The following is a 14,929-nucleotide window of genomic DNA, read 5'->3' as shown; positions in this document are numbered from 1 at the left end:
GACCCGAGCCCGTCCCGTAGCAATAGCAAGCCCAGCCGGCAGTCCGACAAAGCCGCCCCGCCCCCGACCTGGTCCCCAGCCGCAGCCGACCGCGTCGCGCTCCCCCTAGCCGCCACCGGCCGCTGCATGGACATCGCGGCGGACGAGGGCGCCGAGCCGTACGAGACCGCCTGTGACGGTGGGCGCAGCCAGCGGTGGGAGCTGCTGGTCGACCGGCCGGCGCAGGAGGTGCGGATCCGGAATTACGCGACCGGGATGTGTCTCGCGCACTCCGGCGAGGAGAAAGACGGCGCCCCGGTGCGGCAGCGGCGCGGCGCCTGCCGCGACGACGCGACCACGGCGCGCTGGACGTACTTCCGCACCGGGGGCAGCGACCGCGTCGCCTTCGCGCAGAAGGGCAGCGGCCTGTACTTCCTCGGCCTCGACGACTGGCACGCCGCCGCCGAGGGCGACCCGCACGACCCGGACATCGGAACGACGGCGAATTACTACAACTCGCCGTCGCTCCGCTTCCGTTACGAAGGCATCGCCTTCGGCGACTAGCCCTTCATCACGAACGTCTTCGCCCCGTCCACCGCGACCGGCTCCCCGCCGCTCCGGTGCACGATGCCGTAGCCGTTACGGGCATCGCCCTGGTTCTCCTCGACCCACCAGTGCTGTCCGGCCGTCTTGGCGCACGCCTCGAGCACCGGGCTGCCGCCCTCGCCCTTGGCCAGGCACTTCTCGCCGAGCTTGAACTTGAACCAGCCGTGCCCGCTGATCTCCCGCACCCACGTCTGATCGTCGCCACCGCAGGCGGCCAGCGTCAGCCCATCACCGTCGGGGGCAAGGCACTTGCCGCCCTCCGCGTCGGCCAGCCGCGCCGCCACCGGCTGCGCGGCCTTGTCGCTGATCAGATACGGGCTCCGGGCCACGTTCTGCGCCGGCTTCCCGGCCAGCGGGGTGCCCTTCGCCGGGCGCGGGTGGAAGTACGCGAAGTCGTCGCGCCCGCAGTCCAGTACGGCACCGGAGCGCGGGGACGAGCAGCGCGGCGTCTCGTCGTAGCCGCGGCAAATGGGGTCGTTCCCCTGGGCCTTGTCCTCGTCGCAGTGGGTGACCCCGAAGTTGTGGATCATCTCGTGCGTCATCGCGCCCTCACCGGCGCAGTCCCAGGACACCTCGGCCCAGCCGCTGTGCGAATCGGCGCGGGAATCGGGCCCCGGCGCCCCGGCCGTGCCGCAGCCGTCCGGCTTGCCCGTGTCGTAGAAGAGCAGCAGCCGGTGGGTCTCCAGCCACTCGTCGGCGCCCGCGCCGACCTTCTGCCGCACCGCCTCCTGCGCCTTCTCGCGCACGTCGCCCATGGCGTGCTCCTCGCCGAGTCCCTCGACGGCCACGCTCATCACGGTGGGCTTGCAGTCCTCGTCCTGTACGAAGCGGGGCCGGCGGCTCTCGTTGTAACCGGCGTACCGCTTCGCGCTGGCCTCAAAGGTCTGGTCGACGTCCCATATGACCTGGCGGACCGCCGCGGGCCCGCTCTCCCGCGCACCGCCCTCGGCCCGGTAGACGTACACGGGCTGATAGCGCCCCTTGCCGTCGCCTTCCTCGCCGTCGTCGCACGCGACCGCGCCGACAGCGGCGGTCTTGGTCGCGGCGGCCGCCTCGGCGGCGCTCTGCGCGCCGTCCTCGCTCGCCCAGCCGGGCATGCCCATCGCGGTCCAGGTCAGCGCGATGGCCGCGGCGGCCGCGCCGCCGGTGAGCTTCCACCGGGATGTCCGGTGCCGTCCTCTGCTGCTCAAGGTTCTTCCTCCTGCAAGTGGGGGTCACAGGAGGAAAGCGATCTTTGAGCGTACGAGCCCGCGGCGTTATCGCTTCGTAATCAACGCTTAAGGGCCCATGAAGACTCGGCGACTCGGCGCTCGGCGATCAGGCGAGGCCGCCGTTGGCGAAGAGGGTCTGCCCGTTGATCCAGCGGGCGGGGCCGGCGAGAAACGCGACCGCCTCGGCGATGTCCTCAGGCTGACCGAGGCGCTCGAGCGGGGGCGCCTGCGCCAGGGCGCCGATGGACTCCTCGTCCTTGCCGTCGAGGAACAGCGGCGTGGCCGTGGGCCCGGGGGCGACGGTGTTGACGGTGATGTCCTTGCCGCGCAGCTCGCGCGCGAGGATCAGCGTCAGGGCCTCCACCGCGGCCTTGGTCGCCACGTACGGGCCGTAGCCGGGGAAGCGGGAGCGGGTCACGGAGGTGGAGAAATTGATGATCGCCCCGCCCGTGCGCACCCGCCGGGCGGCCTGCTGCGAGACGACGAACGCGCCGCGCAGGTTCGTGCGCACGATCCGGTCGAACTGCTCCAGGTCGTAGTCCGCGACCGGGGAGAGCGCCATGATCCCGGCCGTATTCACGGCCACGTCGACCCCGCCGAACGCGGCTTCCACGTCGTCGAACGCGGTCTCCATGGCCCCTTCGTCGGCAACGTCGCCCGCGACCGTGACCGCCCGGCCGCCGGAGTCGCTGATCTGCGCGGCCAGGGCATCGGCCTTCGCCTGATTCCCGGCATAGTGCATCCCGACGGCGAATCCGTCCGCCGCGAGCCGCTCCACGACGGCCTTGCCGATACCGCCGGAACCACCCGTCACCAGTGCCACCCGAGGAGTTCTGTCAGCCATCCATCCATGGTTGCCGAACCCCCGCCGCCTCGCCTGTCGTGAAGCGGGTGCAGCCGGCGCAAGGGGCCGGTCCGGCGCGAAGCGTGGCCCCTTGGTCCCATGGCGAGGGGCCGGCCGCGTCGTTAGCGTCGCCCGTCGACCGCATCCGTCTGCACCACATCCTCTTGGAGGAGCTATGGCAGCGGCGCAGGAATGGAAGCTGAGCACCGGAACAGCGCGGGTCTTTCCCGCGAGCGACAGCGGCATCATGAGGCCGGTCATCCTGGCCGGCGCGGGAGGGACAGGCGCGACGGACCTGGCCGCATTCGAAGCCGGCGTCGATCACACCTCGTACTCACTGCTCGCGGCGCTGCGCGCGCAGGGCCTTGATGTGATCCTGGTCGGCTACAACGACGGCAATGCCCAGCTACGCGACCTGGCCCAGGCCGTTACGGACTGCGTCCAAAGGGCGCAGGCCGAACGGAGCGGCAACGCCCCCTTGGTCGCGGGCGGTATCGGCAGGGGGGCCCTGGCCGCCCGTTATGCCCTCGTCAAGCTGGAGCGCATGCGGATGTATCACGACACCGCGACGTTCTTCTCGTACAACGAAACGGCGCCCACCGAGCAGGAGGCCAACGAACTGAACCAGATGGGCGACTGGCCGGGCATACCTCGCAAGCTCGGGATAGTCAGCGGCGACTTCACCAGCGAGCTGGACCTCACCCACGAGGGCCCGTTCGACTTCACCAAGACCGGCGCCCGCAACCCCGGAGGCCCGCTGGTCACCGAGGAGCTCGGCTCCTGGCTGGTGGAAGAGCTGGCCCACTAGCACGAAGGGCGGGCCCGTCAACGGACCCGCCCTCCAGAAGCGGTAGCGGTGGGATTTGAACCCACGGTTGAGTTGCCCCAACACTCGCTTTCGAGGCGAGCTCCTTCGGCCGCTCGGACACGCTACCGAGAGGAAGCCTAACCCACGGGGCGGTGTGGTCTGAAATCGGATTCCCGGAAGAACGACGTCAGCAGGCCGCCGCACTCCTCGGCCAGGACGCCGTGGATGACCTCGGGGCGGTGGTTGAGGCGGCGGTCGCGGATGACGTCCCACAGGGACCCCGCCGCGCCCGCCTTCTCGTCGATGGCGCCGTAGACCACCCGGTCCAGGCGCGCGAGCACGGCGGCGCCCGCGCACATGGTGCACGGCTCCAGCGTCACGACCAGCGTGCAGCCGGTCAGCCGCCATTCGCCGAGGTGCTTCGCGGCCTGGCGTACGGCCAGCACCTCGGCGTGCGCGGTCGGGTCGCCGGTGGCCTCGCGCTCGTTGCGGCCGCGGCCGAGGACGGTGCCGTCCGGGCCGAGGACGACGGCGCCGACCGGCACGTCGCCGGTCGCCGGCGCCGCCCCGGCCTCCGCCAGGGCCTGGCGCATGGCCGGGACCCAGCGGTCGCGCAGGGGGTCGGGCTGCCCGGTGACCGGGTCGGGCGGGGCGGTCAGCGGACGGCCTCCAGGACGTCGGCGGCGCCCAGGACGTCCGCGATCGTATTGAGTGCGTCCACGTCCGAGAGGGACAGCAGCTCCTTCTCGGATACGCCGAGGTCGTCGAGCAGCTGCGGATCGCCGACCGGCCCCGACGGGACCGCGGAGCCGCCGGACCCCGTGCTCGCGTCGTCGCTGTCGTCGTCGTCCGCGTCCGGCTCGCCGTCCTCGGTGCCGTCGAGGTCGGTCAGCTGGTCGAGGTCTTCGGCCTCCTCCGGGTCCCGGCCGAGCAGATCGTCGGTGAGCAGGATCTCCCCGTACGAGCTGCGGGCGGCCGCGGACGCGTCCGAGACGAAGATGCGGGGGTCTTCCTCGCCGTCGACCCGGACGACGCCGAACCAGGCGTCCTCCTGCTCGATGAAGACCAGCACCGTCTCTTCGTCATCGCTCGACGACTCGCGGGCCAGGTCGGCCAGGTCGTCCAGCGTCTCCACGTCATCGAGCTCTGTGTCGCTCGCTTCCCACCCGTCTTCGGTGCGCGCGAGCAGTGCGGCGAAGTACACCGTGACTCTCCCACTGGTCCTAGGTGTGCTGGGCCGGGCGGCGCGAGAAATCAGGTGCTTCTCTCCCCCGGGTCCCCCCGGGAGCCCGCCCACCTCCGCATCGTGGCAGAAACTTTTGTGCTGCGCGGGGTCTTCCGCGCTGCGTCGTCCAACGGAAATCCCGCTGACCCCTACCAGCGGAACGTCCGCATCCGGTATTCCCGGCGCATCCGGGCCACCCGGGCCCGCCGCGGCTGCACTCGCGCGCGCAGCTCCTGCGCCTCATCCAGCTCACGCAGAAAACGGGCCCGCCGCCGCAACCGCTGCGCGGCGGGCTCACGAAGCGGCTCGCCGGTACGGAGATCGCGGTCACCACGACGGTCGGCCATGAGTCCAGTTTGCCCACTTCCGTACGACTTCTGCCCCTCCCGCTTTCTCGGCTAGGGTCAAGGCATGCGCATACACGTCGTCGACCACCCGTTGGTGGCGCACAAACTCACCACGCTGCGCGACGAGCGCACTGACTCCCCGACCTTTCGGCGGCTTGCCGATGAGCTGGTCACGCTGCTGGCGTACGAGGCGACCCGGGATGTGCGCACCGAGCAGGCGGACATCGTCACGCCGGTGACCGCCACCACGGGGGTGCGGCTGGCGCGGCCGCGGCCGATCGTGGTGCCGATTCTGCGGGCCGGGCTGGGGATGCTCGAGGGCATGGTGCGGCTGCTGCCGACGGCCGAGGTCGGCTTCCTCGGGCTGATCCGCGACGAGGAGACGCTGCAGCCCAGCACGTACGCGAACCGGCTGCCGGACGACCTGTCCGGGCGGCAGGTCTACGTGCTCGACCCGATGCTGGCGACCGGCGGCACGCTGATCGTGTCGATCAAGGAGCTGATCAAGCGGGGCGCCGACGACGTCACCGCGATCTGCCTGCTGGCGGCGCCCGAGGGCATCGAGGCGATGGAGGCCGAGCTGGCGGGCACGCCAGTGACGGTCGTGACCGCCTCGGTGGACGAGCGACTGAATGAGAACGGGTACATCGTGCCGGGGCTCGGTGACGCCGGGGACCGGATGTACGGGGTCGCGGACTAGCGCAGCTACTCGCTAGCAGGTCCGCGTCGGCTTCGGGGCCGGCGGCTTCGTCAGGATCTTCAGGGCCGCCTGCGCCTGCTTCTCCTTGGCCAGCGTGACGAACTCCTGGCCGAGGATCAGGTCCACATCGTTGCCCTTGCGGCCGTCCGTCTTCGGCTGCGCGCCGTCCAGCTGTGTGCCGAGCACCTTCAGCGGGCCTTCGGCCGCCTGCTTGGAGCCGAGCAGGATCCCGGGGCCGTCCACCTTCTTGTCGTATTCCTTCGGCGCATTGCCCACCTCGCCGATGTCGAAGCCGCGCTTCTCCAGCGTCTTGGCCGTCTTGTCGGCGAGGCCCGAGCGGGTGGTGGCGTTCAGGACGTTCACCTTGATGGTGTCCGGCTTCGGCAGCGGCGCGGGCTTGGGGAGCTTCGCCGCCGACGGCGAGGCGCAGTGCTTCTTGCCGGCGGCGGTGTCCTTGGATCCGTCGCCGGAGAACGCGGAGACGAGCTGCACGGACCCCCAGGCGAGCAGCGCGAGCAGGGCGGCGGACGCGGTCAGGAGCAGCACCCTGCGCTTGGTGCGGCTGCGCCGCATCTGCGGGTACTTGGTGCCCTTGATCTTGTATTTCCCGCCCATGCCGGGGGGCGTGAGCATGCTCATAAGCGCAGGGTAGTGCGGTTACCGGTCCATGCCTACTAAACGATCAATGGCGGGTGAAGACGCCGCCTGAACGGGGTAACGGGCGGGCGCTCAGCCCAGCTCCAGCACCCGCGCGTGCAGCACCTGGCGCTGCTGCAGCGCGGCCCGGACGGCGCGGTGCAGGCCGTCCTCCAGATACAGGTCGCCCTGCCACTTCACCACGTGGGCGAAGAGGTCGCCGTAGAAGGTCGAGTCCTCCGCGAGCAGCGTCTCGAGATCGAGCTGCCCCTTGGTGGTGACGAGCTGGTCCAGCCGCACCGGGCGTGGGGCGACGTCCGCCCACTGCCGGGTGCTCTCCCGGCCGTGGTCGGGGTACGGCCGGCCGTTTCCGATGCGCTTGAAGATCACACGGAAAGCCTACCGGGAGCACCGGCCGGGGCGCAGCCGTGCTGCACGGATGCAATGCTGGCAAACCATGGCATAACGGATCGGGCCTGTGGTGCGGAGGCTGGGATGACCGAGGACCTGACCGCCCCCGCGGCGACGAGCGGGCTTCCCGGGCAGGTCGCCGCCATCGCCGCCGGGTACGCCTTCGACGGGCCGGCGCTGGAGCTGGGCGCCGCGCTGTGGGAGGGGACCCCGTATCCCGGTGCTCCGGTGCGGATTCCACTCGGCATGATGAATCGGCACGGGCTCGTCGCCGGTGCCACCGGTACGGGTAAGACCGTCACCCTCCAGCTGCTCGCCGAGCAGCTCTCCGCGGGTGGGGTGCCCGTCTTCCTCGCCGACATCAAGGGCGATGTCTCCGGCGTCGCGGCGGCCGGGGACGCGAATGACAAGATCTCGCAAAGGATGGGCGAGATCGGGCAGGAGTGGGAGCCCGAGGCCTTCCCCGCGGAGTTCTATTCGCTCGGCGGTGCGGGGAGCGGCATCCCGCTGCGCGCCACCGTCACCGACTTTGGGCCGCTGCTGCTCGCCAAGGTGCTCGGGCTGAACCAGACCCAGGAGCAGTCCCTCGCCCTGATCTTCCATTACGCCGACGGCAAGGGTCTCGAGCTCGTCGACCTCAAGGATCTGCGGGCGGTGCTCGCCTACCTCACCACCGATGAGGGGAAGGCCGAGCTGAAGGAGCTCGGCGGGATCTCCAGCGCCACCATGGGCGTGCTGCAGCGCACCGTCACCGCCTTCGAGGCGCAGGGCGCCGACCTGTTCTTCGGGGAGCCCGCCTTCGACACGAGCGAGCTGCTGCGGACGCACGCCGACGGGCGCGGGGTGATGTCCGTACTGGAGCTGCCGTCCGTACGGGAGCAGCCGCAGGTCTTCTCGACCTTCCTGATGTGGCTGCTGGCCGAGCTCTTCCAGACGCTGCCGGAGGTGGGGGACGCCGAGCGGCCGAAGCTGGTGTTCTTCTTCGACGAGGCGCATCTGCTCTTCAAGGACGCGTCGAAGGCCTTCCTCGAGTCGATCGTGCAGACCGTGCGGCTGATCCGGTCCAAGGGGGTCGGGGTCTTCTTCGTGACGCAGACGCCGAAGGACGTGCCCGAGGACGTGCTGGCCCAGCTGGCCAATCGCGTGCAGCACGCGCTGCGCGCCCATACGCCCACCGACCAGCGGAATCTCAAGGCCGCCGTGAAGACCTTCCCGACCTCCGAGTACGACCTCGAGGAGGTGCTCACCACGCTCGGCACCGGTGAGGCGGTGATGACCGTGATGAGCGAGAGCGGGGCGCCGACGCCGGTGGCGGCGACGCGGTTGCGGGCGCCGCGGTCGCGGATGGGGCCGCTGGGGGACGACGCCGTGGACGCGGCGGCGAAGGCGTCGCTGCTGTACGGGCGGTACGCGGAGGCCGTGGACCGGGAGTCGGCGTACGAGCGTCTTGAGGCGGCGAAGGCGGCGCACGAGGCCGAGGAGGCGCAGGCGGTGGCGGCGGCCGAGGCGCAGGCCGCCGAGGCGAAGGCGGCCAAGGAGGCGAAGGCGGCGGCGCCGGAGGGGATTGTCGACCAGGTGGTGGGCAGCGGGATCTTCAAGTCCCTCGCCCGGTCGATGGGGACGCAGCTGGGGCGGGAGATCAGCCGGACGCTGTTCGGCACGCGGCGGCGCTGAGGTCCGTAGCACCGCAGTCCGCCGCCCCGTAAAACGGCGGTACGGGCCCGGCGACCTGCCCCGGGCCCGTACCGCGCTCTGGTCCCCCTGTGTGGTTACTCGGTGGCGTGGTCGCCGTGCAGGCCGCCGCCGCCGGTGTCGCCGCCCGCGGTCGGGGCGGAGGCGGCCGGAGCGGTCAGCGCGCTGAGGTCGAGGGCGTAGGTGCCCACGGCGTTGGCGATGACGTCGATGTTGGCGTCGAAGGCGCGCATCGAGATGTTGTCGATGTCGTCGCACGCCGCGTGGTAGCACGCGTCGTACGCCGCGCCCGCCTCGCCGCCGAACTTCGCCGCCTGCGCGGGCGTCTTGATGCCCTCGGCGCCGGTGAACGTACCGCCGGACGGGATGCCGACCTCGATGAACGGGCCGTAGTCCGAGCGCCCGGAGAAGTCCGTGCCCTCGTGCGGCAGGCCGCGGGCGTCCATGAAGTCGGTGATCTGCTTCTCCAGCTGGGCCGAGCCCTCGGGGCCCGGGCCCGCGCCGACGCCGTCGGAGTCGTCGCCGTCGTAGACGAAGAGGCCGTAGTTCGGCGAGGCGATCATGTCGAAGTTGAGGTACAGCTTGATCTGCTTCTGCTGGGCCTCGGTGAGCCGGCCGACGTAGTCGGTGGAGCCGATCAGGCCGAGCTCCTCGGCGCCCCAGAAGGCGAAGCGGACCTTGTGCTTGACCTTGGCGTGCGAGTCGGCAAGGGACTTCGCGACCTCGAGGAGGCCGGCGGACCCGGAGCCGTTGTCGTTGATGCCGGGGCCTTCCTGGACGGAGTCGAGGTGGGCGCCGAGCATGACGGTCTTGTCGGCGTCACCGCCGCGGGTCTCGGCGAGGACGTTGGTGGTCTCGCGCTCCTCCAGCAGCTGCCGTACGTCCATGGTGACCTGGACGGGACCGGCCGCGACCTGCGCGGCGAGGGCCTCGCCCGCGGCCATGCTGATGCCGCCGGTGGGGATCTTGGCGGCGGCCGGGTCGCTGAGGGTGCCGCTGAGGGTGCCCTCGACGTTGTTGTAGATGACCGCGCCCACGGCGCCGGCCCCGGCGGCGGCCGCCTGCTTCTCGGCGAAGGTGCAGCCGCCGCGCTTGATCAGCGCGATCTTGCCGGTGAAGGCGCCGGCCGCGTAGTCGGAGGCGGTGCAGCCGTTGGTGCCGTCGGCGTCCACGGGCGCTGCCGCGAGGGCCGCCGTGATCCCGCCCGCAGGGGTGGACTTGGTGTACGTCATCGCCCTGATCTCGACGTCACCCGGCGTCGGCGAGACGACGGACAGCTTCTCGGCGAGCGTCTCGACGTAGGTGAACTTGAACGTGTCGTAACTGACCTTGTAGCCGGCCCGCTTGAGCGTCTTGTAGACGTACGCGGCGGACCTGTCATACCCCGCTGTGCCGGCGGCGCGGGTGTCGTCGCTGGCGTCCGCGATGGCCTGGAGCGCCTCCAGATGACGGTGCGCGTCCTTGGCGTCGGAGGCGCGTACGAGCTTTTTGGCGAGGCTCGCGGCATGGCCCCCGTGGTCGGGGGCGGCGGTGGCGGTGCTTGCTATGAGCAGCGGGGTGGCGAGAGCGGCGGCTGCGAGCGCAGCGGTGACTCTTCGATGGCTCACGTGTGATCCCTTCCCGGGCGCGATCGGCGGAGCGGAAAGCGAAGTGCGAAGTGCGTGAGCGAAAGCTAGCGGCTTGGTGCGGTTTGGGGAATGGGGTGAGGCTTTTGTTATCCGGTCCTACTTAGCCTGTTTCGCGGCCCGTTTGGCCTCTTGCTTGAACGCCCGCACTTTGGTGAGCGACTCGGGCCCGGTGATGTCCGCGACGGAGCGGTGCGCGTCCTTCTCCCCGTACGCGCCGGCCGCCTCGCGCCAGCCGGTGGGTGTGACGCCGAGCTGCTTGCCGAGCAGGGCGAGGAAGATCTGCGCCTTCTGCTTCCCGAAGCCCGGCAGCTCGTTGAGGCGCTTGAGCAGTTCCTTGCCACTGGCGGCGTCCTTCCAGACCGCCTCGGCGTCGCCGTCGTAGTGCTCGACGAGATACGCGCACAGCTGCTGGATCCGCTTGGCCATCGAGCCCGGGTAGCGGTGCACGGCCGGCTTCTCGCTGAGCAGCGCCGCGAACTCCTCCGGGTCGCGGGCCGCGATCTCGTGCGCGTCGAGATCGTCCGTCTTCATGCGCTGCGCGATCGTGTACGGGCCGGAGAAGGCCCACTCCATCGGGACCTGCTGGTCCAGCAGCATGCCGACGAGGGCGGCGAGCGGGCTGCGGCCGAGCAGCTCGTCCGCGTCGGGGTTCTGGGCGAGGCGGAGGGTCTTGCGCATGGGGGCAGCATATGGGGTGGGTACCGGGGTGAGTCCCACGCTCAGCCCACGTGGCGTTGCGCTCACAGACCGCGGTCCTAGGCTGAAGGTGTGAGTGACGACGACGCCCGGTGTCTTGTGGTGCTCCGGCATGCGAAGTCCGCATGGCCGGAAGGGGTGGCCGATCACGAACGGCCGCTGGAGGACCGGGGGGTGCGGGATGCCCCCGAGGCCGGAGCGTGGCTGCACGCGGCCGGGATCGTCCCCGACGCGGTGCTGTGCTCCGATGCCGTACGCACCCGGGAGACCTGGGACCTCGCCGCGGAGCAGCTCGGCGACAGCGCGCCCGCCGCGCGGTACGACGAGCGGCTGTACGCGGCGACCGCGGACGAGCTGCTCGCGGTCGTACGGGAGGCGGCGGCCGGGACCCGGACGGTGCTGCTGGTCGGGCACAACCCCGGGGTGCAGGAGCTCGTGCTGACGCTGGCCGGGCAGGGGGCGGGCGAGGTCGAGCAGGTGCGGGAGAAGTTCCCGACCTGCGCGCTCGCGGTGCTCCGTACCGGAGCCGCCTGGGGCGAGCTGGCGCCCGGGGCCGCGCGGCTCACGGACTTCGCGGTGCCGCGGGGGCCGAAGGGCTGAGGGCTGCGTCCTCCGGGGTGAATCGGTGCGCGGCCGCGGTGCCCTGATTCGCTATGTGTCGTTTCCGTGCTGAGAGTCCGATTCTTCGGTCCTGCCAGAAATGGCGGAGATGTTCCGGAAAGCAGGAAACGACCTATGAGCACAGCACGCAAGCGCACCCTCCAGCGGATGGTCGCCGTCGGCGCGGTCGCGGCGGTCCCGCTCCTCGGCGCCGGTCAGGCGCAGGCGGCGGCGCAGGAGCCGCCGACGGACGCGGTGGGCGCCATTGACTGGGTGAAGAAGGACATGGAGTCGCTGACCTTCACCAAGGTCTTCCGCGACGGCCACATCGTCGAGGTGCACGCCCCGCTCGTGAAGTGGCTGGTCATTCCGATGCCGATGTGAGGCATCCCGGCGGCCCCCGGCACCCGGCGCCGGGGGCCCCGCGCGGGACTGTCGCGGGGAAGTGGCACCATCGAGGGATGGAGAATGCCGCACGCAGCCGCACCGCACTCGTCGAGTCGCTCATGGAGCGCTATCCGCACGTGCCACGGGAAGCGGTCTTCAAGGAGGACCTGCTGCGCGGCGGCGTCGCCTTCGACGACTCCGCGCTCAGCGGCGGTGACGACGGTGACGTCAAGCCGAAGTCATACTTCATCTTCTCCTTCGACCACCGGACGCTGCCCGAGCTGGGCGCGGCCGCGCTGAACCGCCCGCCGGAGGAGATCGTCCTCACCGGCGGCCCGTACGACCTGCGCAGGACCGTCGTGTCGGTGCGCCTGAACCCCACCTCGCCGTATCGCGTCAGGGCCGGTGAGGACGGCAGCCTCGGGCTGTATCTGGAGGGCGTGCGGATCTCCGACGTGGGTGTGCCGCCGATGCCGGAGTACTACCGGCACAAGCTCTCCAACGGGAAGTCCGTGATGGAGGTCGCGCCCACCATCCAGTGGGGCTACCTGATCTATCTGACGGTCTTCCGGGTGTGCCAGTACTTCGGGCACAAGGAGGAGTGCCAGTACTGCGACATCAACCACAACTGGCGCCAGCACAAGGCGGCAGGCCGGCCGTACACCGGCGTGAAGCCGAGCGACGAGATCATCGAGGCGCTCGACATCATCAACCGCTACGACACCGCGCAGACCTCGCAGGCGTACACCCTGACCGGCGGCGCGATCACCTCGAAGGTCGGCGGCAAGGACGAGGCCGACTTCTACGGGTCGTACGCGAAGGTCATCGAGGAGCGCTACCCGGGCCGCTGGATCGGCAAGGTCGTCGCCCAGGCACTGCCGAAGGACGACGTCAAGCGCTTCAAGGACTACGGCGTCCAGATCTACCACCCGAACTTCGAGGTGTGGGACAAGCGGCTCTTCGAGCTCTACTGCCCCGGCAAGGAGCGCTACGTCGGGCGCGAGGAGTGGCACCGCCGGATCCTGGATTCGGCGGAGATCTTCGGGCCCGAGAATGTGATCCCGAACTTCGTCGCTGGCGTGGAGATGGCCGCGCCGTCCGGCTTCGAGACGGTGGACGCGGCGATCGCGTCGACGAAGGAGGGCCTGGACTTCTTCATGTCGCACGGCATCGTGCCGCGCTTCACCACCTGGTGCCCGGAGCCGACGACCCCGCTCGGGAAGGAGAACCCGAACGGGGCGCCGCTGGAGTACCACATTCAGCTGCTGGACACGTATCGCTCCGCGCTGGAGCGGCATGGGCTGTCGTCGCCTCCCGGTTACGGGCCGCCCGGGCCTGGCAACGCCGTCTTCTCGGTGAGCTCCTTCATGGACAGCCTGACGACGGAGGATGCGCCGGCGCGGGCGTAGTCCGCCGTCACCCCAGGAGCCTGGCGCCGCCTTCCGGGGCCAGGCCCTTCAGGGCCTCCGTGATCCGCGTCAGCGTGTCCGCATGGAGATCCACTCGCGCTGCCGCGAGATTCTCCGCGATGTGCGAAGGGGTGCGGCTGCCCGGGATCGGGACGACGTGGGCGTCCTGGTGCAGGAGCCAGGCCAGGGCCAGTTGGCCCGGGGTGATGGCCAGGTCCGTGGCGATGGCGCGGAGCGGGGCGAAGCGGTCGTGGTTCTTCTTGAGGTTCGCGTCGTCGAAGGCGGCGATGTTGCGGCGGAAGTCGCCCTCGGCGACGTCGGTGACCGAGCCGGTCAGGAAGCCCGTACCGAGCGGGCCCCAGGCCACCAGGCCGACGCCCAACTCGCTTGCGGCCGCGTGCAGGTCGGCCGCGATCGGCGTCCACATCGACCACTGGGTCTGCACCGCCGTGATCGGGTGGACGGCGTGGGCGCGGCGGAGCTGGTCCGCGGTGATGTTGGAGAGGCCGAGGTGGCGGACCTTGCCCTGCCGCACCAGGTCGGCCATGGCGCCGACCGTGTCCTCCAGCGGGATCTGCGGGTCGGGGAAGTGGGCGTAGTAGAGGTCGATGCGGTCCGTCTGCAGATTGCGGAGAGAGGACTCGGCGTAGCCCGGGACGTACTTCGGGTCGCCGTTCACCGCGAGCTCGCCGAAGGCGTAGTTGACCGGGTAGCGGTGCGACTCGGCGCCCTCGGGGATCGCGAGGCCGAACTTCGTGGCCAGCACCGCCTCGTCGCGGCGGCCGCGCAGGGCTTCGCCGATGAGGCGCTCGTTCTGGCCGTCGGGGCCGTATGCGTCGGAGCTGTCGATCATCGTGGCGCCCTCGTCCAGGGCCGCCCGCAGCGCGCGGGTGCCGCGGGCGTCGTCGGTCTCGCCGTAGACGCCGGGTGAGAGGACCATCGCGCCGTAACCGATGGCGGAGGTGGTGAGGGAGCCGAGGGTGCGGGAAGGAAGCTTCGTCATGCCTTGATCCTGCGGGGCCGGGGGCGGGCGCGTCCAAGACCCTTTGCTATAACCGGTGGTTATGGACGTCCACCTGCGGGATCTGCGCTACTTCGCCGCCGTCGCGGAGGAGTTGAGTTTTACCCGGGCGGCGGAGCGGCTGTACGTATCGCAGCCCGCGCTGTCGAAGCAGATCCGGGCGCTGGAACGGCAGTTGGGCTTCGCGCTCTTCGAGCGGCGGGCGCGGGAGGTGGCGCTGACGCCGCAGGGTGCCGCGCTGCTGCCGCGGGCGCGGGAGCTCGGGACGGCGTGGGACGAGGCGATACGGGAGGCGCGGGGGGCCGGGCCCGCGGGGGCGTTGACCGTGGGGATGCAGACCGCCGTCGGGCGGGACTTGCAGCGGCGGGTGCTGAGCGGCTTCCGGGAGCGCGGGTGGCGGATCACGCTGCGGCTGGTGAGCTGGGAGGACCCCACCGCCGGGCTGGCGGACGGTGGGTCCGACGTGGCCTTCTGCTGGCTGCCGGTACCGGGGGACGGGCTGCGGGCCAAGGTGCTTGCGCGCGAAGAGCGTTGGGTGGCGCTGCCGGTCGGGCACCGGTTCGCCGGGCGGGAGGCGGTCGACTTCGCCGAGCTGCTGGACGAGCCGTTCGTGGCGCTGCCGCGCAGCGCCGGGCCGCTGCGGGACTTCTGGCTGGCGGCCGGTGAGCGGGGCGGGCGGGAGCCGGTCGTCGGGGTGGAGGCGGCGTCGCCCGAGGAGGTCTTCGAGGC

Annotated in this window: 18 protein-coding genes and 1 tRNA gene; 8 read left to right on the top strand and 11 right to left on the bottom strand. The window is 70.9% G+C overall.

Features of this window, described 5'->3' with window-relative positions; translation table 11 throughout:
- The coding region (locus G5C51_RS32040) for an RICIN domain-containing protein (RefSeq protein ID WP_165242537.1) at positions 1-543 on the top strand (543 nt) is incomplete at its 5' end.
- On the opposite strand, the gene G5C51_RS32035 is transcribed toward G5C51_RS32040, so the two are convergent.
- Positions 540-1,775 (bottom strand): RICIN domain-containing protein, encoded by a 1,236-nt coding sequence (locus tag G5C51_RS32035; protein ID WP_165242535.1) that lies wholly within the window; start codon positions 1,773-1,775, stop codon positions 540-542. The two genes, G5C51_RS32040 and G5C51_RS32035, sit on opposite strands and share 4 nt — an antisense overlap.
- 127 nt (positions 1,776-1,902) lie before the next feature.
- Complete coding sequence (locus G5C51_RS32030; protein ID WP_165242533.1) at positions 1,903-2,640, bottom strand: SDR family oxidoreductase; 738 nt, start codon at positions 2,638-2,640, stop codon at positions 1,903-1,905.
- A 175-nt stretch (positions 2,641-2,815) separates the two neighbouring features.
- On the opposite strand from G5C51_RS32030, the gene G5C51_RS32025 reads away from it, so the two are divergent.
- Positions 2,816-3,448: a hypothetical protein gene (locus G5C51_RS32025; protein ID WP_165242531.1), complete on the top strand. Its 633-nt coding sequence runs from the start codon at positions 2,816-2,818 to the stop codon at positions 3,446-3,448.
- A 40-nt stretch (positions 3,449-3,488) separates the two neighbouring features.
- Here the strand turns inward: G5C51_RS32025 and G5C51_RS32020 are convergent.
- From G5C51_RS32020 to G5C51_RS32005, 4 genes are all read right to left on the bottom strand, one after another.
- A tRNA-Ser gene (locus G5C51_RS32020) sits at positions 3,489-3,575 on the bottom strand.
- A gap of 10 nt (positions 3,576-3,585) precedes the next feature.
- On the bottom strand, positions 3,586-4,041 hold the full coding sequence (gene tadA / locus G5C51_RS32015; RefSeq protein ID WP_165242529.1) for a tRNA adenosine(34) deaminase TadA: 456 nt from the start codon (positions 4,039-4,041) through the stop codon (positions 3,586-3,588).
- Between the two features lie 62 nt (positions 4,042-4,103).
- On the bottom strand, positions 4,104-4,652 hold the full coding sequence (locus tag G5C51_RS32010; protein WP_165242527.1) for a tRNA adenosine deaminase-associated protein: 549 nt from the start codon (positions 4,650-4,652) through the stop codon (positions 4,104-4,106).
- Positions 4,653-4,822: 170 nt separating this feature from the next.
- Entirely contained in the window at positions 4,823-5,020 is a 198-nt protein-coding gene (locus tag G5C51_RS32005) for a hypothetical protein (RefSeq protein ID WP_165242525.1), read from the bottom strand.
- Positions 5,021-5,084: 64 nt separating this feature from the next.
- Here G5C51_RS32005 and upp point away from each other — a divergent pair, with 64 nt between their 5' ends.
- A complete protein-coding gene (gene upp, locus G5C51_RS32000; RefSeq protein WP_165242523.1) occupies positions 5,085-5,720 on the top strand; it encodes a uracil phosphoribosyltransferase in 636 nt (211 codons plus the stop codon).
- A gap of 12 nt (positions 5,721-5,732) precedes the next feature.
- On the opposite strand, the gene G5C51_RS31995 is transcribed toward upp, so the two are convergent.
- A complete protein-coding gene (locus G5C51_RS31995) occupies positions 5,733-6,359 on the bottom strand; it encodes a LytR C-terminal domain-containing protein (protein ID WP_165242521.1) in 627 nt (208 codons plus the stop codon).
- Positions 6,360-6,449: 90 nt separating this feature from the next.
- Complete coding sequence (locus G5C51_RS31990; protein WP_003955420.1) at positions 6,450-6,746, bottom strand: type II toxin-antitoxin system VapB family antitoxin; 297 nt, start codon at positions 6,744-6,746, stop codon at positions 6,450-6,452.
- Positions 6,747-6,851: 105 nt separating this feature from the next.
- Here G5C51_RS31990 and G5C51_RS31985 point away from each other — a divergent pair, with 105 nt between their 5' ends.
- Positions 6,852-8,441, top strand: a complete 1,590-nt coding sequence (locus tag G5C51_RS31985; RefSeq protein ID WP_165242519.1) for a helicase HerA-like domain-containing protein — start codon at positions 6,852-6,854, stop codon at positions 8,439-8,441.
- Between the two features lie 95 nt (positions 8,442-8,536).
- On the opposite strand, the gene G5C51_RS31980 is transcribed toward G5C51_RS31985, so the two are convergent.
- Both G5C51_RS31980 and G5C51_RS31975 read right to left on the bottom strand, forming a co-directional pair.
- Positions 8,537-10,066, bottom strand: coding sequence for a M20/M25/M40 family metallo-hydrolase (locus tag G5C51_RS31980; RefSeq protein WP_165242517.1), 1,530 nt, complete (start codon positions 10,064-10,066; stop codon positions 8,537-8,539).
- A 117-nt stretch (positions 10,067-10,183) separates the two neighbouring features.
- A complete protein-coding gene (locus tag G5C51_RS31975) occupies positions 10,184-10,765 on the bottom strand; it encodes an HhH-GPD-type base excision DNA repair protein (RefSeq protein WP_165242515.1) in 582 nt (193 codons plus the stop codon).
- Positions 10,766-10,855: 90 nt separating this feature from the next.
- Between G5C51_RS31975 and G5C51_RS31970 the strand changes: the two genes are divergently transcribed.
- From G5C51_RS31970 to G5C51_RS31960, 3 genes are all read left to right on the top strand, one after another.
- Positions 10,856-11,383 carry a SixA phosphatase family protein gene (locus G5C51_RS31970; protein WP_338118378.1) on the top strand — a complete coding sequence of 176 codons (528 nt, stop codon included), beginning with the start codon at positions 10,856-10,858 and terminating at the stop codon, positions 11,381-11,383.
- Positions 11,384-11,518: 135 nt separating this feature from the next.
- The gene (locus G5C51_RS31965) at positions 11,519-11,767 is read left to right on the top strand and encodes a hypothetical protein (protein ID WP_165242513.1); all 249 of its coding nucleotides are present in this window, start codon (positions 11,519-11,521) and stop codon (positions 11,765-11,767) included.
- A 77-nt stretch (positions 11,768-11,844) separates the two neighbouring features.
- Positions 11,845-13,179, top strand: a complete 1,335-nt coding sequence (locus G5C51_RS31960; RefSeq protein WP_165242511.1) for a radical SAM protein — start codon at positions 11,845-11,847, stop codon at positions 13,177-13,179.
- Positions 13,180-13,186: 7 nt separating this feature from the next.
- On the opposite strand, the gene G5C51_RS31955 is transcribed toward G5C51_RS31960, so the two are convergent.
- Positions 13,187-14,182, bottom strand: coding sequence for an aldo/keto reductase (locus G5C51_RS31955; protein WP_165242509.1), 996 nt, complete (start codon positions 14,180-14,182; stop codon positions 13,187-13,189).
- Between the two features lie 61 nt (positions 14,183-14,243).
- Here G5C51_RS31955 and G5C51_RS31950 point away from each other — a divergent pair.
- The coding region (locus G5C51_RS31950) for a LysR family transcriptional regulator (protein WP_165242507.1) at positions 14,244-14,929 on the top strand (686 nt) is incomplete at its 3' end.

It is taken from the genome of Streptomyces coryli (assembly GCF_011044975.1).
In the GTDB taxonomy this organism is placed as follows: domain Bacteria; phylum Actinomycetota; class Actinomycetes; order Streptomycetales; family Streptomycetaceae; genus Streptomyces; species Streptomyces coryli.
Note: the sequence above shows the minus strand (reverse complement) of the source record. Positions and strands in the feature narration are given on the sequence as shown.